General features: G+C 58.4%; 17 protein-coding genes and 1 tRNA gene. 12 read left to right on the forward strand and 6 right to left on the reverse strand.

What is annotated here, in order from left to right; translation table 11 throughout:
• Nucleotides 1-15 precede the first annotated feature (15 nt).
• A complete protein-coding gene (locus tag AC5S26_RS14670; RefSeq protein WP_494185650.1) occupies nt 16-228 on the forward strand; it encodes a DUF3311 domain-containing protein in 213 nt (70 codons plus the stop codon).
• The gene (locus tag AC5S26_RS14675; protein ID WP_494185651.1) at nt 225-1,697 is read left to right on the forward strand and encodes a sodium:solute symporter family protein; all 1,473 of its coding nucleotides are present in this window, start codon (nt 225-227) and stop codon (nt 1,695-1,697) included. The genes AC5S26_RS14670 and AC5S26_RS14675 overlap by 4 nt, the downstream gene beginning before the upstream one ends.
• A gap of 15 nt (nt 1,698-1,712) precedes the next feature.
• Here the strand turns inward: AC5S26_RS14675 and AC5S26_RS14680 are convergent, their stop codons facing one another.
• Nucleotides 1,713-3,641 (reverse strand): alpha-L-fucosidase, encoded by a 1,929-nt coding sequence (locus AC5S26_RS14680; RefSeq protein ID WP_494185652.1) that lies wholly within the window; start codon nt 3,639-3,641, stop codon nt 1,713-1,715.
• A 307-nt stretch (nt 3,642-3,948) separates the two neighbouring features.
• On the opposite strand from AC5S26_RS14680, the gene AC5S26_RS14685 reads away from it, so the two are divergent.
• From AC5S26_RS14685 to AC5S26_RS14695, 3 genes are all read left to right on the forward strand, one after another.
• Nucleotides 3,949-4,281 (forward strand): hypothetical protein, encoded by a 333-nt coding sequence (locus AC5S26_RS14685; RefSeq protein ID WP_494185653.1) that lies wholly within the window; start codon nt 3,949-3,951, stop codon nt 4,279-4,281.
• 130 nt (nt 4,282-4,411) lie between these two features.
• Nucleotides 4,412-5,650, forward strand: a complete 1,239-nt coding sequence (locus AC5S26_RS14690; RefSeq protein ID WP_494185654.1) for a carboxylate--amine ligase — start codon at nt 4,412-4,414, stop codon at nt 5,648-5,650.
• 56 nt (nt 5,651-5,706) lie between these two features.
• Nucleotides 5,707-6,708 carry a polysaccharide deacetylase family protein gene (locus tag AC5S26_RS14695; protein WP_494185655.1) on the forward strand — a complete coding sequence of 334 codons (1,002 nt, stop codon included), beginning with the start codon at nt 5,707-5,709 and terminating at the stop codon, nt 6,706-6,708.
• Here AC5S26_RS14695 and AC5S26_RS14700 read toward each other — a convergent pair.
• Nucleotides 6,705-7,754, reverse strand: coding sequence for a glycosyltransferase family 2 protein (locus AC5S26_RS14700; RefSeq protein ID WP_494185656.1), 1,050 nt, complete (start codon nt 7,752-7,754; stop codon nt 6,705-6,707). The two genes, AC5S26_RS14695 and AC5S26_RS14700, sit on opposite strands and share 4 nt — an antisense overlap.
• Nucleotides 7,755-7,967: 213 nt before the next feature.
• On the opposite strand from AC5S26_RS14700, the gene AC5S26_RS14705 reads away from it, so the two are divergent.
• On the forward strand, nt 7,968-9,608 hold the full coding sequence (locus AC5S26_RS14705; protein ID WP_494185657.1) for an L-lactate permease: 1,641 nt from the start codon (nt 7,968-7,970) through the stop codon (nt 9,606-9,608).
• Between the two features lie 634 nt (nt 9,609-10,242).
• Here AC5S26_RS14705 and AC5S26_RS14710 read toward each other — a convergent pair.
• The 3 genes from AC5S26_RS14710 to AC5S26_RS14720 form a co-directional block, all read right to left on the reverse strand.
• Nucleotides 10,243-10,818, reverse strand: a complete 576-nt coding sequence (locus tag AC5S26_RS14710; protein ID WP_494185658.1) for a c-type cytochrome — start codon at nt 10,816-10,818, stop codon at nt 10,243-10,245.
• A 278-nt stretch (nt 10,819-11,096) separates the two neighbouring features.
• Nucleotides 11,097-11,172, reverse strand: a tRNA-Cys gene (locus AC5S26_RS14715).
• A 54-nt stretch (nt 11,173-11,226) separates the two neighbouring features.
• Complete coding sequence (locus AC5S26_RS14720; protein WP_494185659.1) at nt 11,227-11,883, reverse strand: peroxiredoxin; 657 nt, start codon at nt 11,881-11,883, stop codon at nt 11,227-11,229.
• 289 nt (nt 11,884-12,172) lie between these two features.
• On the opposite strand from AC5S26_RS14720, the gene AC5S26_RS14725 reads away from it, so the two are divergent.
• Both AC5S26_RS14725 and AC5S26_RS14730 read left to right on the forward strand, forming a co-directional pair.
• Nucleotides 12,173-13,111: a PhzF family phenazine biosynthesis protein gene (locus tag AC5S26_RS14725; RefSeq protein WP_494185660.1), complete on the forward strand. Its 939-nt coding sequence runs from the start codon at nt 12,173-12,175 to the stop codon at nt 13,109-13,111.
• A 350-nt stretch (nt 13,112-13,461) separates the two neighbouring features.
• On the forward strand, nt 13,462-14,196 hold the full coding sequence (locus AC5S26_RS14730) for a response regulator (RefSeq protein ID WP_494185661.1): 735 nt from the start codon (nt 13,462-13,464) through the stop codon (nt 14,194-14,196).
• A gap of 98 nt (nt 14,197-14,294) precedes the next feature.
• Here the strand turns inward: AC5S26_RS14730 and recG are convergent, their stop codons facing one another.
• Nucleotides 14,295-16,640: an ATP-dependent DNA helicase RecG gene (recG, locus tag AC5S26_RS14735; protein ID WP_494185662.1), complete on the reverse strand. Its 2,346-nt coding sequence runs from the start codon at nt 16,638-16,640 to the stop codon at nt 14,295-14,297.
• 125 nt (nt 16,641-16,765) lie between these two features.
• Between recG and AC5S26_RS14740 the strand changes: the two genes are divergently transcribed.
• The 4 genes from AC5S26_RS14740 (at nt 16,766) to AC5S26_RS14755 (ending at nt 20,065) form a co-directional block, all read left to right on the forward strand.
• Nucleotides 16,766-17,164, forward strand: a complete 399-nt coding sequence (locus AC5S26_RS14740) for an ester cyclase (protein ID WP_494185663.1) — start codon at nt 16,766-16,768, stop codon at nt 17,162-17,164.
• A gap of 72 nt (nt 17,165-17,236) precedes the next feature.
• Nucleotides 17,237-18,139 carry an ABC transporter ATP-binding protein gene (locus AC5S26_RS14745; RefSeq protein ID WP_494185664.1) on the forward strand — a complete coding sequence of 301 codons (903 nt, stop codon included), beginning with the start codon at nt 17,237-17,239 and terminating at the stop codon, nt 18,137-18,139.
• Nucleotides 18,132-19,370 (forward strand): ABC transporter permease, encoded by a 1,239-nt coding sequence (locus AC5S26_RS14750; RefSeq protein ID WP_494185665.1) that lies wholly within the window; start codon nt 18,132-18,134, stop codon nt 19,368-19,370. The genes AC5S26_RS14745 and AC5S26_RS14750 overlap by 8 nt, the downstream gene beginning before the upstream one ends.
• Nucleotides 19,371-19,420: 50 nt before the next feature.
• On the forward strand, nt 19,421-20,065 hold the full coding sequence (locus AC5S26_RS14755) for a lysophospholipid acyltransferase family protein (protein ID WP_494185666.1): 645 nt from the start codon (nt 19,421-19,423) through the stop codon (nt 20,063-20,065).
• The last annotated feature ends 6 nt before the right edge of the window (nt 20,066-20,071 follow it).

A 20,071-nucleotide genomic window follows, 5' to 3' on the forward strand; every position in this document is an offset into this window, starting at 1 on the left:
TGGAAGGGAAATATTATGAGACGACCCTCTGCACTCGCTGTGGCCATTGGCTTCGTTCCCCTGGTTGGCATGTGCCTCACGGTGCCGTGGTGGGACCGTGTCACGCCCATGGTCTTCGGGTTGCCCTTCAATCTCTTCTGGCTCATTCTGTGGATCGTCTTGAGCAGCGGTTGCATGGCGCTCGCAAACCGCGTAGAGGAGCGCAGAAAGAGAGGCTCGGCCCTATGACGCCCAGCGTCATTGCGATGAGCGTGATCTTCTTCATCGTCCTGGTAGGGAGCGTGGTGGGCTTCTGTGCGGGCGCCGGTCGCAAGATGGACCTGGAAGAGTGGTCGATCGCCGGCCGCAGCTTTGGCCTGCTCTTCATGTGGCTGCTGATGGCGGGGGAGATCTATACGACCTTCGCCTTTCTGGGCGCAAGCGGATGGGCCTACTCGCGTGGCGGGCCGGCGCTTTACATCATGGCCTATATCACCCTGGGCTACGTCGTCTCCTTCTATATCCTTCCCTATATCTGGGAGCTTGGCCGACGTCATGGCCTGCAGACGCAGTCCGATTTCTTCGAGAAGCGATATCGCAGCAAGGGGCTTGCGCTTCTGGTCTCCCTTTTCGGCGTGATCTTCGTCATTCCGTATTTGCAGATCCAACTCACCGGCCTTGGCATCATCGTGCAGGTGGCCAGCTTCGACCAGATTCCGCGCAATGCCTCGATGCTTATCGCGGTTTCGCTGGTGGCGCTCTTTGTCTTCTTCGGTGGCATGCGTGCGGTGGCATGGGTCAGCGTCATCAAGGACTTCCTGATGATCCTTGCAGCGCTTTCGATTGGCATCTACGTTCCGCTGCATTACTTCGGAGGCGTCAGCCCACTCTTTCACACGCTTGCGGCAACCCATCCCACGCACCTGGTGATGCCAGGCGCAACAAAGACAATGGGGCACGCCTGGTTCATCTCCACTGTCATTTTGAGTGCGTGCGGCTTCTACATGTGGCCGCATACGTTCGGCGCGGCCTTTACCGCTAAAAGCGGAGAAACCCTGCGCCGCAACGCGATCGTTACGCCGCTCTACACGCTGAGCCTTGTCTTCATTCTGATTGCGGGATTTGCAGCCCTGCTTATCGTTCCCGGCCTCACCAATGGAGACATGTCGCTGCTGATGCTGGCGCGCAAGACGTTTCCGGCGTGGTTTCTCGGTGTCATTGGCGGTGCTGGTGCGCTTACCGCGATGGTTCCCGCCGCGATCATCCTGCTTACGGCGTCAACACTTTTCGCCAAGAATGTCTTCCGGCCCTTGTTCGCACCACAGCTTACGGAGGACAGCGTTGCGCGACTGGCGAAGGCAACCGTTCTGGTGCTTGCCATGGCGAGCTTCGGGCTGGCTCTGCATAGCTCCAGCACGCTTGTCGCGCTTCTGCTTCTAGGCTACGCGGGTGTCACCCAGTTTTTTCCGGGGGTTGTTCTTGGCCTCTTCTGGCCTCGCGTCAACGCCTTTGGGGTTGCCGCAGGTCTCGTCTCGGGCCTGCTCGTTGTCGCCATGCTGATGCTCTCGCATCGCGATCCCTTTCACGGATTTAATGCGGGGTTTCTCGCACTCGTTCTCAATTTCGTGGTGACGGTTCTGACAAGTCTTGCAACTCCCGCGCAGAGCAATCCGCTTCCCCTTAATGAGGAAGCGGAGCTCGGCGCATCTGTGCGCTGATTTCCGGGCTTTTCCTTATTGCGGTGAAGCAGGCGCCAGCCCCACTTCAAAGAAATGAACTGGCGTCGTCGCTCCCTCCATGGTGATTTCGAGCCTTTGCGTTGCGCCCTGTGCCACGCCGATCTTCCCCAGCGAGAGTGTTCCTACTTCTCTTTCACCCGCGGTTGCAGTGATTGGAGCGGTCAGAACCTGGGATCCAAACCGCACAACGAAGCGCGCGCCTGGGGTGAGGCTTGTCTTCGGCGTGCTGTAGCGCACGTCTACCGAAAACTGCGTGGGTCTATCGGCCCGCACGTTCCAGGAGAGCGCATTGCCTCGCTTCTCTAGCCCATCCACGTAATAGCGAGCTGTCTTGCCATCGCCGTAGCTGAACCCCTCTCCCTGTGTCGCTGCATCGAAGCCGAGCAGTATGTTTCTGTCGAATTCCGGTTGCAGAAGCCGGCCCAGAACTGCCTTCACCGGAACCTTACTCTCGACCACGATGACGGAATCCGCGCCGTCGGGCGCCTTCTCCGGCAGCAGCAGGCTGAGGTCGGTTGCGTTGACTCGAGTCACTTTGAGCGGCTGCCGTTTGGGGTCGCTCAAGAGGTATGCAGTCTGCACATCGCTTTGGAGGCCGCCTACGACGAGCTTTCTATCGCCGGGCCAATGGAACACATGCAGGTACAGCGTGTCTCCCTTCAGCGTGGAGTCGCCCCATGCCTGGCGATCCAGCGGGGTTCGGGTGGTGCCGCGGATACTCTCCTGGTTCACATTCATCCATTGGCCGATTCCCTCAAGAATGGAAACGTCGGGAGGGTTAATGGTGCCGTTCCCGCGTGGGCCGATGTTGAGCAGGATATTGCCGCCCTTTGCCGCCGCCTTGGCCACTAACTGAATGAAGTAAGGAACGGGCTTATACGTATTATCGAGTTGGTCCCAGCCATAGGATTCGTTCGTGGTCGGAATCGCCTCCCAGTCTCCGGCGGTAGGCCGCAGCTCCGCAGGACGGTCGGCGGTATTCAGGTAGTCTCCCAGGTTGATGGCTTCATTACGGGCGGCGCGACCGTTGATCACAATATCCGGTCCGGCAGCACGCACTGCCTTGACGATGGCGGCCTGCTCGAAAAACGGTAGCTTGGTCGGCGTATCGAACCAGAGAATGTCCGGGTGATAGCGAGAGATCAGCTCCTGGAGCTGTGGAATGGCTTTGCCGTAGACGTACTTCTCCACGCGCGGGATCAGCTCTGGATGCTCGATATACCAGTCGACGCCGCCGAACAGCTTCTTGTCGCCACCTGGATTGTTGTAGTCCCAGTCGTTGCCGGGAGCATTCGGGTCTTCCCAGTCGAAGGCATGCGAATAGTAGAAGCCCACGTGAAGTCCCTGTGCCCGCGCAGCGTCCACCAGCTCACGGAGCGGATCGCGCTTGAAGTGGGCGACGTCGCGGATGTTGTAGCCGTTCACGTTCGAAGGCCAGATCGCAAAGCCATCGTGATGCTTCGAGGTGATGATGATGTAGCGCATCCCCGCGGACTTGATCAGGCGGACCCACTCGTTCGCATCGAACTGATCGGGATGAAACTTCGCTGCTACCTCGTCGCGATATGTTGCCAGCGGAATGCGATCGACGCGCATGATGTGCTCGGCGTATCCGGGATTCGGGTTACCTTTCCACTCCCCTCCAAGTACGGAGTAGGCGCCCCAGTGAATGAAGCATCCGAACGTTGCTTCGCGCCACCATTCAAGCCGTTCATCGTGCGTCTTGAGCGCTTCCGCGTACCATCCGGTGCGAGCATCCTGGACCGCGGCTGCATCCCGCTTGGTCGCATCTCCCATCTGCAGCGGCTCATTGGCCGCCTCGCTGCGCCGCTGATCGGCTGCGGGGCTCTGCGCGGAGACGCAGGCGCTGAAGGCCATCAGAAGGATTGCCAGACAAACGACAGATACACGGGATTGAGTCATGCAGAAAATACTCCTTGAAGTGCTTGAAGTCAGGTACCCACCTCGCGGAGGTGAAACCGGCACGGGGAGATTCTAGCGGCAAGCATATTCCATATGCAAAACTAATATTTTTTAAGTAAAACATTGAATTGTCTTTAAACGACTCACAAACGACAACGCACAGGTTCTGCCGCCGTTTTGCGGGAGGGAATAAAATCGTTACCACCATGAATCACCGCGGGAGAGATCTACGCGAGGGCTCATCGTCAGAAGGAGAATCTGATTCGTAATGAGTGCGTCGTCGCCGAGTTCGTGTAACTCCTTTCTGATGCTTATTCTGTGTGCAGTCGTAAGCTTTTCTGCGCCGGCCTCTGCGCAGCAGGGAAGCCCGGCTCCCGCCGCCGATAAACCGGCCGAAGGCGCTAGTTCGAAGCCTGCGGCGAGCCAAGGAGAAGCTTCCTCTGCAAAGACGCCGCTCACTCCCGAAGAGAAGAAGCGCGCCGATCTGCTGGCTGACACGGAAAAGCTTTACAAGCTTACGCAGGAGTTGAAGGCCGAGGTGGCCAAGAGCAACAAGGACACTCTCTCGGTGCCGGTCGTCAAAAAGGCTCAAGAGATCGAACGGCTGGCGAAGAGCATAAAAGAGCGGTCCCGCAACTGATCTTCCCTCAGCGATCCGATCTGCGAACCTGTTTGCCTCTGTTTCTTCGAACGACGTACCGGTATGCTGATGGAGCAGTACTTCGGGCGCTCGATTGCCCGCTTAAGCCTGCTCCAGGAGGCACTAACGCGTGACATCTCTTCGCGCTCAAAGTGACTGGCCCCCGGTGGTCGTCGCCAGCGTGTTTCAGACGGGCTTGAACCTTATGCGCGATCTGCTTCGTCGCGGCGTGCGGACGGTTGGCATCGATTGCGACAGCAGCCACGAGGGCTTCAGCTCTTCATACGGAAAGTCCTATCTCTGCCCTAACCCGGACACTCATCCGGAGCAGTGGACGGCATTCATGATCGAGCTGGCGCAGAAACTGGGTGGAAGGCCGGTCATCATTCCGGCCGCAGACATCTTCGTCTCCGCCCTGGGCAAACACGTCGAGGCGTTAAAAGAGCACTACATCTTCTCCCTCGACTCCATTGCGGTCCAGGCCGCACTCGCCACCAAGGAGCAGCAGTACGCTCTTGCCGCCCAGCATGGCCTGCCTATCGCGCGTACAGCTTACATTCAATCGCGCGCCGATCTGGAGAACTTCGCCGCGCAGGCGCGCTTCCCCTGCCTGGTTAAGCCCCGCCACCAGCGCGAGTGGGACGCTCTTCCTGAAGGCAATCCTCTGCGCGGCCTCAAGCTCTTCACCGCCGATACGCCGGAAGAGCTTTTCGCCAAGTACTCTCACGCCGAGATCCTGCGTCCCGAAGCTGTCGCGCAGGAGATTATCGCCGGAGGCGATGACGCCAAGTACTGCTACCTCTCCGTCTATGGAGCGGGCAGCCGCCGGCTGGGCCATACTGTCGTCCATGAGCTGCGCGCGCATCCGGTTCTCTTCGGCAGCGGCTCGATGGTTGAGCCGGTCATCGACCCCGAGGTCGCAAACCTCTGCGACAAATTTCTTCGCGGCATCGGTTATGTCGGAATCTGCGAGATCGAGGTCAAACGCGATACGCGCGACGGCATCGTTCGTCTTATCGAGGCTAATCCGAGGTACAGTGTCACTGCCGACGCCTCCGTTTATGCCGGTGTCGATATCGGCTGGCTGCACTATCTCGACCTTATCGGGCAGCCTGTCGAGCCCGTCGAGCCGACCCATCTTGGCTATCGTCACGTTGTTCTGCGCCGCGACATTCCTGCCCTGCCGCGCTATGTGGAACGCGGTCTGCTCACCTGGGGCCAGATCCGGCAGACTTATCGCGGCGAGCTCGCCTTCTTCGACTTCGACCGCCACGACTGGCGCCCCACCGCGGCAACTCTAAAAGGTTGTACGCGCGTAGTCGCGGGAACGGTGCTTCGCTCTTTGGGCTTGCGACGAAAGCTTTCTTAGAGGGCAGGTTGAAGCATCCAATCCAGTCAGACTGTAAAGAGGAGAACTTTTCCCGAATGTCGAAGAGAGAACTCGCCGCCACGGCGCTCAAGAACTCAGGTGCCCTGGCCATCCTCGAAAGCTTCCGATCCAAGCCCGGCATCCTGATCGTCAATCACCACCGTGTCGGAGACGCAGCCTCGTCACGTTTCGACCGCGATGTCTTCAGCGCCTCCGCGGACGCCTTCGACATGCAGCTGAACTACTTCAAGCGACATTTCCCGATCGTGGCCGGCGAGGAGCTTGAAGCGCTTGTGGCAGGGAAGACTCCGCTCAAGCGGACCTATATAGCGATCACCTTCGACGATGGCTATATCAACGATTACTTAGTCTCGTTTCCGATTCTCAAGTCCAACGGCTGTGCTGGAACTTTCTTCCTTGTCCCTGAGTATGTCGGAACATCCCTTGTTCCGTGGTGGGACGAGATCGCCTATCTGGTTCGCAACTCACCTCGCTTGCAGATCACGCTCAAAAGCCCGGTCCCCACGACTATCAGCCTCAGCGGCGATCGAGAACAGGCCATCCGAAACGTGCTGCGCCACTACAAGCGCCCAGACAACGTAAACGGCGAACAGATTCTCAAGGAGCTTCGCGAGCAGGCAGGTTGTGCTGTTCCTGCCACGGGGCGGCGCTTTATCACCTGGGAGGAGGCCCGTGAGATGAGGGCCGCCGGAATGGTGGTCGGATCGCACACCCAGACCCACGGAATCCTCGGGCAGATGCCTCCGGACAAACAGGGCTGGGAGCTCAGCGAATCCAGGAAAAATATCGAAGCAGGCATTGGAGCGGAGGTGCGCAGCCTCGCGTATCCAGTTGGAATCCGGGGCGCCTTCGATGAGAAGACGGAGGCGATCGCGCAGTCCCTTGGCTACAGGATGTGCTTCTCCTTCTATGGAGGAATCAATACTCCGGCAAACATGCAGCCGATGAATCTGTTGCGTATGGCGACCAATCGCGATCCGCTCTTGTTCCGAGCGGAGACGGTGCTTCTTTCGCGGCTCGGAAAACTGCCCTATTAGGAGTCGGTGACGACATCGCCCTTCATGCGCTCTTCCGTGGGCTGCAGGGTTTTTCGCCGGCTGTAGGCGTTCACAAGGGCAGCGGGAAGCGCCGGCATCTGAACTCCCGGGTGGTAGGGACCTCCACGATTGAGCCAGCCGTCCCAGAGCCCCGCAAGAATGGCCTGGGAGCTCTCCGGTCTTGTCGTCAGACGATTGCGATGCCGGATGAATCCGTTGAAGCTATACCACGCCAGCCGCATGCTGGCCGCCAGACCAAGATGCTTCCTCCAGAACCGGCTCTCGTTTCTGGCCACGTAATACCAATAATGAGGCTTAATCTCGAACGGCTTCGTATTTCGGTTCTTCTCCAGATGCCGCACGACCGAATGGGGATCGACCACGTTCCGGAATCCTGCCTTCGTGCTTCGGGCAGAGTAGTCGATGTCTTCGAAGTAAGCGAAGAAACGGGGATCCAGCATTCCAATCTTCCGCATCAGCTCTGTCCGGACCAGCATCGCAGTTCCAATCACCAGGCCGGAGTTCGGATAGCGTGTATTCCACTCCTCGGCTACGGTGGGGTCATGGGTTTCGTTGTAAAGCGTGTCCTTGAGAGAGAGCACGCCGCCTGCAAAGGTCAGCCTGTCTTCGTCGAGAGCCGCAATCTGGGGCGTAACCAGCCCGATGGAAGGATCGGTTTCCGCCAGCGCAACGATCGACGAGAGGGTTTTCCGGTCAACGACCGCATCGTTATTCAGGAGCCAGACGTACTTTGCATCGATCTCCAGCGCCCGCTTCATCCCCAGGTTGCACCCTCCGGTGTACCCGGTATTGATGGGGGATTCCAGAATCTCTACCGTGTCCCCCGCGAGAGCGCGAAGCTTGACCAGGGAATCGTCTCCAGAGGCATTATCGACGATCAAAACGCGAAAGTTCGGGTAATCCATCTGGTGGACGGAGGCGACCGCTGTCGCAGTCTCTTCCGCGTCCTGCCAGTTCAGGAGGACGATCAGTACCAGAGGAAAATTTTCTCGAGATTGAAAATGCGATGAGTTTAAAGTAGCCATTTCCTGGTTTTATGAGATGCCGAAGCTCGGATTTGGGGCCGCCTACAAGGAGAGTACCCCAAAATTGACGTCTGTCTTTATTTACAGTTGCGCAGTGGTTCGACCATACTGGTCGTCATTCTTTTTAGCGCGAGGGCGAGCATTCTAAATCTTATTTCCATACAAGCCTTTTCTCCTGGCACGTCCCTCGTGTGTCTTCTATTGGAGCCAGCTGTGAAGTGGGCGCAAAGCTATGATCCTGCGCGCCATTGGCTCCTCTCTGCGGCATGGGCAGCGCTTCCGCTTTGCGTGCTGCTGGTCACCATGGGGGTCTTTCGGGTGAAGGGCCACCTGGCGGCTCTCGCCGGTCTGGCGACGGCCTTTGCAATCGCGATAGGCATCTTCCATCTACCTATAAAGATGGGGCTGCTCTCCACTGCCTACGGAGCGGCCTACGGACTCTTTCCTATCGCCTGGATCGTCTTTCCTGTTTTGTTTCTTTATCAACTGACCCATCGCTCCGGCAGCTTCACGCTTCTGCAGCAAAGCCTTGTTGGAGTCACGCAGGACAGCCGGCTTCAGCTCCTGTTGATCGCCTTTGCCTTTGGGGCCTTTTTCGAGGGATCCGCGGGCTTCGGAACCCCGGTTGCCATCTGTGCAACGATTCTTATCGGTCTCGGTTTTCCTCCGCTTCAGGCGGCGGGACTCTCCCTGCTGGCCAATACCGCTCCGGTTGCCTTCGGAGGACTGGGAATCCCGATGGTGGCGCTCCACGGAATCACCGGCCTGGATACGCTTCTGCTCTCGCGTGTGGCCGCACGCATGATCGCTCCCTTCTGCATCCTGGTTCCGTTCTGGCTGATCTGCGCGTATGCGGGATGGGCGGCGATGCTCGAGATCTGGCCGGCCATTCTCGTCGCCGGAGGAGTCTATAGCCTCACTTTGCTTCTGGTCGCGACCCTCCACGGTCCCTGGCTGGTCGATATCTTCTCCTCGAGCTTCACCATCGTGGCTCTGCTGCTGCTTCTGCGGGTGTGGAGGCCGAAGCGGATCCTCAACCCAACTCTTGAAGTGGTTCCTCCGATCTCTCGCACGTCTGCGAAGCGGCAGAAGGGATTTCTCAAGCAGGCGATCCTTCCGTGGGCTATTCTCTCTCTCTTCATCGTTCTTTGGGGACTGCCGAAGTGGTCGCGTTGGCTGGACTCCATCAGCACGATTCCTATCGTCATCCCCGGCCTGCATCACGTCGTCCTGCGCATGCCTCCGGCCGTGCCGACTCCCGTCGCTGAAGCTGCCATCTTCAACTTCAACTGGCTCTCCGCCACCGGAACCGGAATCTTCATCGCCGCCATCGTCGCAGGCCTGGCGATGGGCATCCGTCCCGGCATCATTGCGAAGACATGCGGCGAGACCTTCGTCTCCATGCGCTTCACCTTCATCACCATCGCTGCCCTGATGGCATTGGGTTTTGTGACGCGCTACGCCGGCATGGACGCAACGCTTGGCCTGGCATTCGCACGCACGGGCAAGTTCTATCCCTTCTTCGGAACCCTTATCGGATGGATTGGAACCGCTTCTACGGGGTCTGACACTTCCTCAAATGTTCTCTTCGGAAGCCTGCAAAAACTGACCGCACAACAGCTCGGCATCTCCGCCTACCTGATGGCGGCAGCCAACTCCGCGGGAGGAGTGATGGGAAAGATGATCGCACCGCAGAGCATTGTCGTGGCCACGACCGCGACCGATCACTATGGAAAAGAAGGAACTCTGCTGCGCTTTGTAATCCTGCACAGCTTCGCACTCGCCTGCCTTGCGGGGCTCTTAGTGCTGCTGTACACCTCGGTGCCAGCGATTACGAATCTGGTGCTGCGGTAGATCGTCTCGCAGACCATCACGAACCATTTGCCATGCCTCGCCGCACCATTCGCGTGGCAAATGGTTGGAACTCTGTTTGCGACGCAGGACTCCTCCATTCCTTCCTCGGAAGGGAAGACGAAACTGGGAGCCATGCCTGCTCAGCTTGCCATTGTGCCGCGCCAGACGGGTTCTGAACTGCAGAACGCACGCGCGACCTCCTGCTTCCACCTGATTGAGCGACACAAAGGGCATTCCTCGCGATGTTTTTCCAGCTGTTCCTGGACTGCAGCCATTTCGCTCTGCGCTCGGACCTGATCGGCCAGGGAGCTCGCGAAATCTTCTATGTCGTTCAATCGGCGATAGGCGTCTATCAGGCGCACGCCTAATCGATCCATACTCGGGCACCGTAAATCATCCATGACGAACCCCTTGCGGAACTCTGCGTTGGAAGTAAGCCATCACATACCTGGTTTTGAGGAAGTCGGCCTAACCGGAAAGTATTACTTAGGATCAGATGGAGTCGTTCGGCTGGTGCGTTAGATGTCGTGATAGGGAAGTGGGATGCCCGGAAATCTCAAGGAAATTCCGCTCATCTATAGGAACGAAGAGAGCGGCGCAAGCTATGTGTTGAAGTCGCGCGACATAACACCGTTCAAGGACGGGTTTCTTGCTCATGCGATTCGGATGCGTTCAGGATCTGACCGACGGACGGGGGCATCGGCTTATCTGCATTCTTGAGTAAGAGAGTTACTTCCCATCTTTCTTTATCAGACAGAGCATGCGAGAAAGAAGGCATACCCGTCAGTCGGATCCCGTTTGATACAACCCAGTAACTAAACCCAGGATCGTCATCGCTTACGCCAACTACCCCATGCGGGCCATGCTTTTTCCAGAGTTGAGGTGGGGCCGGAAACATTTGACTGGCAAGGGCAGCATCGTGGCCCGGATTCCCGTGGCACATGGAACAGTGCTGGCGATAGATGTCAGCGCCGGATTTAAATACGTCTTCACTGGCAGCAAAAGGAGGGCTTTGATTCTGGCGAGCGGTACGTGCTCTAACCGCAGTTCTGACAATTGGTTTTTCAAAGGGAAAAGGTGGATCTGTAACCGCAACTGGAACCGGACCAACCCTCAGATAAACATAGGCACTGAGGATGAATAGGATGAGCAAGATTGCAATGCCGAGAAGTACTTTGCCGTACCGTATGCCGGAGATGTTCTGAACCATGATGGAACCTCTTCTACAGATACAGGTTAAGCACATTCCTCAATCGGCCGGGAAGACTGTCAGTTACCATTCCAATCCATATCTACCTGCCTTTGTGCGAGCCTTGCTTTCCTCTTAAGGATAAGAAAAATGCCCGCAAAGATTGTCATGCAGATGTCATCCCTATCCGCAGCTTATTCGCAAGCATGCGCATCCCCGCCCTATTTCTAGGGCAGAGAATAAAGAGTGGGTTTTTAGTGGGTTTTGCCGATGGGCTAGATTTTATCTAAGGCTTTTTGTGGAGCACCGAGTGGGAATTGAACCCACGAATACTGGTTTTGCAGACCAGCGCGTTAGCCACTTCGCCATCGGTGCTCGTCGCTCCGCCGGACAGGAGATCCAGCGGAGGGCGTTGCAGAACAGATTACCTTACTTGGGCTGAGCCGTCGTACGGAGGTAGGGCTTTACCGTTTTGTAGCCGGGGAAGACCTTGTCCGCATCTTCGTTGGAAACGGCGCCGGTGATGATGACATCCTCACCCTGCTTCCAGTTTGCGGGCGTCGCAACCTTGTGCTTCGCGGTCAACTGCATCGAGTCCAGCACGCGGATGATTTCGTCGAAGTTGCGACCGGTGGTCATGGGGTAGGCCATCGTCAGCTTGATGCGCTTGTCGGGACCCACCACGAAGACCATACGCACAGTCGCATTGTCGGCAGGCGTGCGGCCCTCGCAGCTGTCGCCGGCATCTCCGGGAAGCATGTCATAGAGCTTGGCTACTGCGAGCTCCGTGTCGCCGATCACGGGAAAGTTAACGGGCGATCCGGTTACCTCTTCAATGTCCTTTGCCCATCGGCCGTGATGCTCGACCGGGTCGACGCTGAGGCCGATGGCCTTGGCTCCGCGAGCCGCGAATTGGCTTTCAAGCGATCCAACCGCACCCAGCTCCGTGGTGCAGACCGGCGTAAAGTCCTTTGGGTGCGAAAACAACACGGCCCAGTTATCGCCGATCCACTCGTGAAAGCGAATCGTGCCGTGAGTCGTTTCAGCGGTAAAGTCAGGAGCCACATCATTGATACGCAGTGCCATGTTCGTTCTACTTTCCGGGGACTTGCCCCACGTTCTGAAGTTGCTATGGGCCGAGACAGAAAACCCACCCCCGCGTGACCGCCTGGGTGGGTCTCTGTGCTATTCGAAGACGCTTACTTCGATTCGCTCATACACACACCCGCGCCTAGCTAAAGCGACAGCGCATCGGAAGTGTGTTCGGAGTCATCATCATCGCGTCAAAATATTTCGTACCGCGGCTAGCTCGGCTAGCATCAAGCAGGTTGGCCTGATTGCGGTCTAATCAAAACCATAGAACTCGGGAGCCTCCATGTCAACTCTACCGTCGCCGCCCTCTACAGCACACGTGGCCTTCGATTATGCGCTTGTGGACGTCTTTGCCGAGCGGCCGCTGGAAGGAAATCAGCTGGCCATTTTCACGGACGCGCGCGGCCTGACCGATGCGGAGATGCAAGCTTTTGCACGCGAGACGAATCTCTCCGAGACCACCTTCATCCTTCCCCGCTCCCCGGAGATCGATCGCGAGCGCGGCGTCCGGGTTCGCATCTTCACGACCGAGGAGGAGCTTCCCTTCGCCGGTCATCCTACGCTGGGCACCGCGAGCTGGCTCTATTGGAATCACCCCGAGCTGCGCGGTGCAGAATCGATCGCGCTCGACCTGACGGCGGGACGCATTCCCGTTCGGTTCGCGCCTCCGGATCCACATCAGCAGGGAATCTTCGGAACCATGCGGCAGAACGATCCGGTCTTTGGACCGGCGCAGGATCGCGCTGAGCTTGCAAAGGTGCTTGGTCTTCCCCTCGACGATATCGATCCCGCGTTTCCCATTCAGACCGTTACAACGGGCAATCCCTTCTGCATCGTTCCGCTCAGCTCGCTGGATGCGGCGCACAGGGTCGTCGTTCCCCAGAGTCCTTCTGTGCAGGCTTACCTGCAACGGCACGACGCGAAGTTCTTCTACTTCCTCACGCGCGCCGACAGCAGCAGCGGCGTCGACTGGCATGCGCGCATGAAGTTCTACAACGGAGAGGATCCGGCAACGGGATCTGCGGCTGGACCCGCAATTGCATGGCTTGTGAAGCATGGTCTCGCAGTCAGTGGGGAGACGATCCTCTTCGAACAGGGAGTGGAGATGCAACGTCCGAGCCGGCTTTCGCTCTCGGCGAAGCTCGCAGGAGACAAAGTTACGGAAGTGTTTGTCGGCGGTCGCACCATTCCTGTTGCAACGGGACGTTTTTTCCTGCCGTGATGCACTTAATTTCAACAGGCGCCTTTTGTGAATCGTCAATAAATTCGCGCCGAATTCACTATGCGGTGGATGTGCAAGGTCTAATCTTTTCTCTTTTCGCTCTAGCTTCGCCGTTGCGCTGCAGGCTGTCTCTTCATACTCTTGGCAAGCGTTAACGATTGTTTCGCACGCAACGTGCGAACACATCGCTGATGAGGTCTTTCGCCTGTATTACTGACAACCTGAGTTGAGAGACGCTCGACTGCCGCACAGTCGCGAGTCCTCGAAGCGCATCATCGCTGTCTGCAACCGCAGCCGACCGCGAGCCGACTTGTGGCTCCGCACCTACGGCATCTACGCAGACCGATCCTTTGCGTTCGACGAGTCTCGCGGGGCAACCTGCGCCGGACGAGTATCTCTCTCCCCCTGCGGTCCGGCTTCGATATGCCGGGCGGTGGGCACTGTTCCCACGTGGAAGCAGACAGGAGAGCTTTGCCTCTTCCGTCTGCTCCATCCGGGAGTGGACAGCCATCCTACGCCCGAATCGTCTCGGGCCGGGCCTGCGGGGACGCCTGAACCATCCGGGCTTGCGGACTGCTAACCAGCGATCCGCAAGCCTGGCCCATCCGCCGGAGCAGCCGTTACGGCTGCCCACCGGCAGAAGCGAGACTGCCTTGCGGCCGAAAAAGACGATCCTTTGCGTAGATGACAACGAACAAACGCTGTCTGTCCGAACTTTCCTGCTGGAAACCCGCGGATACCGAGTCATCCCTGCCCTCTCTCCCCAGCACGCTCTCGAGGTGGTCGAGCAGTCGATTCCCGGGTCGCTCGATCTCCTGCTCAGCGATCTCAACATGCCTCTGATGGACGGCAACGAACTGGTCCGTCGCGCGAAGCAGTTGCAGCCGGCGTTGCCGGCGATGATCGTCTCCGGGACCACCGGCTCCTCCGATCGTGCTTGCTGTGCCGATGTGTTTCTTCCCAAGGGAGCAAGCTCTCCGGCGGAGATGATTGAACGCATCCGCGTTCTCGTCGCTCGCAAGCGCGGCCCCAAGAGATCTGCCCTTACCCCGACCGTGGTCTTCGATTCCGCGATCGCATCCTGAAGACAGGAAGACGCGCCATGGGATGGGGGAAACAAAGAAGAGAGTGTTGATCGGAACCCAACACTCTCTCACCCCCGTCCCGACGTGGTCTTTTGCTTCTACGCCTCTACCAGTCCATAGCGACGCTGCCATTGCTGTTTCAGCCTTGCCCAGATCGCTTCGCGCTCTTCCCGTGTCATCGCAGGATCCGGCTTTTCTACGAAGCGTGCTGCTTCGGCTTTGGCCTGCTCGAGTGTCTTGCGGTCGCGCAACAGATTGGCGACGCGGAACTCGGGCATTCCCGCCTGTCGCGTTCCGAAGAACTCGCCGGGCCCCCGCTGTTCCAGGTCCAGCTCTGCCAGCTCGAAGCCATTCTGCGTTGCGACCATCGCGTCGAGCCTCGCTTCGGCCTGCTCGCTTACCCTGCCGCCTGTCATCAGGATGCAGTAGCTCTTTGCGGAGCCACGACCCACGCGCCCTCGCAGCTGATGCATCTGCGCCAGGCCAAAGCGCTCGGCATGCTCGATGACCATGACGGATGCGTTGGGAACATCGACTCCGACTTCAATAACGGTTGTCGCGATCAGGACATCGATCTCGCCGCGCTGGAAACGCCGCATGACGATTTCTTTTTCGTCGGCGCTCAGGCGTCCATGCAACAGGCCCAGACGAAGCCCCTTCAGTTCACCTGTGCGGAGCTTCTCGTGCATATCGGTGGCAGCGCGTAGCGCCTTCTTCGGGGCAAAGAGTTTTTCCGTCTTCGTAGTCTTCTTCGGCTTCGCTTTCGAGATTTTGCCGCGCGAAGATAAGAGAGGCGTCGTGCCTTCCGGAGCCTGCGTTCCGGCCTCCGTCTCGGCACTTGCCTCATCGCGTGCGAAGTCCAGTTCCGGCTGGTCGTCCCTGGTGCCCTCGATCACGGGGTACACGATATAGGCCTGCTGTCCGGAGGCTACCTGCTTGCGAACGAATCCCCAGACATCGGCGGCGCGCTCCTCTGTCGTTCGGCGCGTCACGATAGGAGTTCGTCCCGGCGGGAGTTCGTCGATCACGCTGGTATCGAGATCGCCGTAGAGTGTGAGAGCAAGGGTCCTCGGAATCGGAGTCGCCGTCATCACCAGGACATCTGGCTCTGCCGACCTTCCGTCCGGGCCAGGCTTCTTCATCAGCTGGAATCGCTGTTGCACGCCGAACCGGTGTTGTTCGTCTACGATCACCAGGCCCAGGTTGTCGAAATCGACCTTCTCTTCGATGAGCGCGTGGGTTCCGATTGCAAGCTCCGTCTCCCCGCGATAAATTCTGCCCCGCGCCTCGCGTTTGGCAACTTCATCCAGCGAGCCGGTCAACAGCGTCACGCGATAAGGCCTGCCAGTGCGCGGAGAGATTGCATCCCCCAGCAGCTTGCGCGCAGAGAGATAGTGCTGGGTCGCAAGAATCTCGGTAGGTGCCATCAAGGCTGCCTGGCAGCCATTCTCAATCGCAATCAGCGCCGCCTGCATCGCAACAATGGTCTTGCCCGATCCTACGTCGCCCTGCAGGAGCCTTCGCATCGGTTGGGTCCTGCGCATGTCGGTCGCGATCTCTCCCAGAACGCGTTTTTGCGCCGCGGTGGGATGGAAGGGAAGCACCTGCTTCAGCGCCGTGCGGACTCGATCATCGGTGCGGAAGGCGGTTCCTTCGCGCTCCCTCAGTCGGCGGCGTTTCAACTCCAGCCCGAGCTCGAGGTAAAACAACTCTTCGAAGATCAGCCGCTGGTGTCCGGGAGTCGTCGCTGACATCAGCTCCGTGATGGGCGTGCCTGCCTCAGGAAAATGGACCGCGCGAAGGGCTTCGAGTCTTCCAGGAAGGCGCAAACGCTTAAGCATTCCTGCCGGCAGAGTCTCCGGCACATTGCCTTCCTTCTCCTTCAGCTCGTCGAAGAGAGCCCAGACGACGCGCCGCAGCCAGCGTGAGGTCAGCTTCGCTCCCCAGGCCGTCGTTCCTCCCAGAAATTCATACACGGGAACGATGCGCCCTACCTCGAGCGAGACGAACTCCGCGTCCGGAGAGTCCGCCGCAGGCAGGATCTCAAACTGCGGCTGGATCATCTTGAACTTTCCCGCGGTGGAGCGCGAAGCTTCAAGCTTGCCGTAAAGCGCCACCATCTGCCCTGCATGAAACTTGTCCTTCAGGTAGCTGCCGTGAAACCACATGCACTTCACGGTGTCCATGCCCTGACCGATGGTCATCTCAAAGATCGGCATCGAACGAGTTCGCAGCAATGCAGAGCCACGTACTTCACCGACGATCGAAGCCATGCTGCCGGCCTTCAACTCTCGAATGGGGAGCGGATTCAGGCGGTCTTCGTAGCGGAAAGGCAGATGGTAGAGCAGGTCCTCCACGGTCTCGACTCCACGTTTCGCCAGTGCTTCGGCGACCCGTTCCCCCACCCGCTTCACATATTTAATAGGAGTCGATAGTTCCAGCACAGATCGATGCTACCAAGCCTCGGGACACGTGGCGGATGCTTCTATGGCAGGCCTTATAATTTGGAACGTTCCTTGACAGATTTTCAGCGTGATGGACAAACGTTTGCTCCCATTGGAGGGCTGCAATGACCTTGCTTGAGAAGTGGTTCGATGAAGTGTGGAATAAGGGCCACGCGGAAGCAATTGATGAGATGACCACATCCAGTTTCAGGGCCCATGGGCTTGAGCACCCCGATGGTACAGAAGTGCAGGGAAGAGATGCATTCAAGGCCTTCCATAAGCAGTTTCGCTCCAGTTTCACCGAGATCCATGCGGACGTACAGCAGACCGTCACCGAGGGAGAGTTAACCGTGGCGCGCTGTGTCATGACAGGAGTGCACACCGGCGACGGGCTGGGGCTGCCTGCCACCGGTAAGCGGGTAACATTTACCGGCATGTGCCTGGCCCGGCTTGAAGATGGCAAAGTCGCGGAGGCCTGGAATAACTTCGACCTGGCATTGATGTATCGGCAGCTTCAAGGGTAAAGCTGGGTTTTGTCCCGAAAGGTTATCCGAGGGCTCCTGCTAAACTGGGCCTAACTCGACATACGGAATTCCATGGCCATCGTTGAACTTCAGCAGGTCCGCAAAGCCTACGACACCAAAATCGCTGTTGATAATCTGAGCTTCCGCATTGAGGAGGGAAGCATGTTCGGCCTGCTTGGCCCGAACGGCTCGGGCAAAACCTCCTCGATTCGCATGATGATCGGGATGACGCTCCCGGACTCCGGCTCGGTTGACCTCTTCAACCAACCTTTCGATCGCAAGAATCTGCATCGCGTAGGCTATCTGCCGGAGGAGCGCGGGCTCTACAAGAAGATGAAAGTCATCGACCAGCTCATCTTCCTGGGACAACTGCATGGCCTCGACGCGATTACGGCCAGCAAACGTGCCCATGCCTGGTGCGAGCGCATGGAGATCACCGAGGCCATCCCGAAGAAGACCGAAGAGCTCTCCAAAGGCATGCAGCAGAAGATTCAGTTCATTGCGGCCTTGCTGCACGAACCGGAGCTCATCATCATGGATGAGCCCTTCAGCGGCCTCGATCCTGTCAATGCCAGCCTTCTGCAGGACACGCTGCTCGACCTGAACAAGCAGGGTCGCACAGTGCTCTTCTCCACGCATCGCATGGATCAGGTTGAGAAGCTCTGCGACACCATCTGCCTCATCCATCGCGGGCATCCCGTTCTCTCCGGCCCTATGCAGGAGATCAAGTCGCGCTATCCGAAGAACCGGGTCCAGATGGTCTTCGAAGGCGATGCCTCTTTCCTGAAACATCCGTCTGTGGAAGGTGCAAAGAACTACAACGGCATGGCCGAGATCAAACTCCGCGACGGCGCCGACGCGCAGCCGCTGCTTGCCGAGGCGGTGGCCCGAGCCCGCATCACTCGTTTCGAGGTGATGGAGCCCACCCTCGAAGAGATCTTCATCGAAACCGTAGGAGACCGCGTCGATGCATAATGTCTGGCTCATCGCCAAGCGCGAATACCTGGAGCGCGTGCGCACCAAGGCTTTTCTTATCTCCACGCTCATGATTCCACTGCTGATGGGCGGAGGTATCGTCGGGTCGGTCATTGCTGGTAGCAAGGCGAAGTCCACCTCGCACATAACGATCGTGTCCCCCGATCAGCAGCTTGCCGTCGATCTCCAGAAAGAGCTGGAGCATGGCAAGGATAGCGAGATGACGGTGGACGTCATCTCGCCCGGTAACAGCGCGACCAAGGCATCGCTCGATTCGATGCTGGCCGACAAGCAGATCGACGGCTATCTCTGGATTACCCCGGCGGCCGATCCCAATGCCCGACCCAGCTTTTCCTACACGCCGCGTTCGGCAGCCGACATCAGCACCAAGAGCACCATCACGACGGCGTTGCGCACGGTCCTGATGCGCGAACGCCTCTCTCATGACGGCCTGGTGGCGCACGATGTCGATTCGCTGATGGAACCGGTGAAAATAGACACTACCCAGGCTGGCAAAAACGCCGATACAACCTCGAGCTTCGTCGCCATCTATGTCCTGTTCTTCCTGATGTACATGGTCATCCTGCTCTACGGGATGAATGTTGCCCGCTCCATCATCGAAGAGAAGACCTCGCGGGTCTTCGAGGTGCTTCTGGCGACCATCACGCCGGAGGAGATGATGGCCGGTAAGGTGATCGGAGTAGGCTCTGTGGGCCTTACGCAGGTTGCGGTGTGGCTGGCTACGGCAGTTCTGCTCACCAGCGGGTCGTGGATCGGAGCGATTGCGGGCGGCAACATGCATGTCTCGCTCAGCGCCATGCAGATCGTCTTCTTCGTCGTGTATTTTCTGCTTGGCTACCTGCTTTATTCCTCCATCGCCGCGGCGCTTGGCGCGATGGTCAACTCCGAGCAGGAGCTTCAACAGCTCAACATGATCCTTGTGATGCCTCTGGCGGGTTGCATGTTCGCGCTTGCTCCGGTCATCAGCAATCCCAGCGGCATGATTGCGCGTGTGATCTCGCTGATCCCGTTCTGCACGCCGCTCATCATGTACCTCCGCATCTCGCTGGCCACGCCACCGGCATGGGAGATCGGGCTTTCCATCGTGCTGATGATCGTTACGATTTACGCCATTCTGTGGGTCGCCAGCCGAATCTACCGTGTGGGCATCCTGATGTACGGCAAGCGCCCCAATCTGGCGGAGATCATGCGTTGGCTCAAGTACAGCTAACGAATTTCGCCGGGTCGTGATTGGCCGGTTGGAGAAGTAAACTCGTTTACGTGCCCGAACCCGCAGCCCAAGGCTTTACGTTTAAGCAACGCGTTCTTCTCGCCATCGTTCCACCGCTGGCGTACATGATCATCTGCCTGCTCGGAGTTACCTTGCGGTATGAAGATATCTGCGAGCCGGGCATGGTGCCGCAATATCACACGCCTCCGCCGCTCATCTATGCCATCTGGCACCGTTGCCTGCTTGCCTGTGCCTGGCGCTTCCGCAATGGAAACCTGCATATTCTTATCAGCCGCAGCTTCGATGGCGAGTTGATCGCCCGCACCGTCGAGCGGCTCGGTTTCGTCGCCGTTCGCGGTTCCAGTTCACGCGATGGCGCTGTCGGCCTGCGAAATCTGCAGCGTGCGTACTACGAGAACCAGTACATCGCCGTCACCGCCGATGGCCCCCGCGGTCCTTCGCAAAAGGCGAAGCCCGGCGTTACGCAACTTGCTGCCTCGGTCAACGCGCCCGTCGGAGCAGTCTACGTGCATCCGGACCGAGCCTGGACCCTTAGATCATGGGATCGCTTTCTTATCCCAAAACCCTTTTCCCGCGTTACCGTGGGCTGGACTGTCCCGGTTCCCGCCGAAAGGGAAGCTGTACAGGCCGCTCTGGATCGTTCTGTCAAAATCGCCGAATCACGCACGGCATAGAGGTCT

It is taken from the genome of Edaphobacter sp. FHG110511_03 (assembly GCF_059115365.1).

What these genes read in the sequence shown, in the direction of transcription:
- AC5S26_RS14670 (WP_494185650.1), top strand. Translation starts at nt 16, where the DNA reads ATGAGACGACCCTCTGCACTCGCTGTGGCCATTGGCTTCGTTCCCCTG.
- AC5S26_RS14675 (WP_494185651.1), top strand. Translation starts at nt 225, where the DNA reads ATGACGCCCAGCGTCATTGCGATGAGCGTGATCTTCTTCATCGTCCTG.
- AC5S26_RS14680 (WP_494185652.1), bottom strand. Translation starts at nt 3,641, where the DNA reads ATGACTCAATCCCGTGTATCTGTCGTTTGTCTGGCAATCCTTCTGATG.
- AC5S26_RS14685 (WP_494185653.1), top strand. Translation starts at nt 3,949, where the DNA reads ATGCTTATTCTGTGTGCAGTCGTAAGCTTTTCTGCGCCGGCCTCTGCG.
- AC5S26_RS14695 (WP_494185655.1), top strand. Translation starts at nt 5,707, where the DNA reads ATGTCGAAGAGAGAACTCGCCGCCACGGCGCTCAAGAACTCAGGTGCC.
- AC5S26_RS14700 (WP_494185656.1), bottom strand. Translation starts at nt 7,754, where the DNA reads ATGGCTACTTTAAACTCATCGCATTTTCAATCTCGAGAAAATTTTCCT.
- AC5S26_RS14710 (WP_494185658.1), bottom strand. Translation starts at nt 10,818, where the DNA reads ATGGTTCAGAACATCTCCGGCATACGGTACGGCAAAGTACTTCTCGGC.
- AC5S26_RS14720 (WP_494185659.1), bottom strand. Translation starts at nt 11,883, where the DNA reads ATGGCACTGCGTATCAATGATGTGGCTCCTGACTTTACCGCTGAAACG.
- AC5S26_RS14725 (WP_494185660.1), top strand. Translation starts at nt 12,173, where the DNA reads ATGTCAACTCTACCGTCGCCGCCCTCTACAGCACACGTGGCCTTCGAT.
- AC5S26_RS14740 (WP_494185663.1), top strand. Translation starts at nt 16,766, where the DNA reads ATGACCTTGCTTGAGAAGTGGTTCGATGAAGTGTGGAATAAGGGCCAC.
- AC5S26_RS14745 (WP_494185664.1), top strand. Translation starts at nt 17,237, where the DNA reads ATGGCCATCGTTGAACTTCAGCAGGTCCGCAAAGCCTACGACACCAAA.
- AC5S26_RS14750 (WP_494185665.1), top strand. Translation starts at nt 18,132, where the DNA reads ATGCATAATGTCTGGCTCATCGCCAAGCGCGAATACCTGGAGCGCGTG.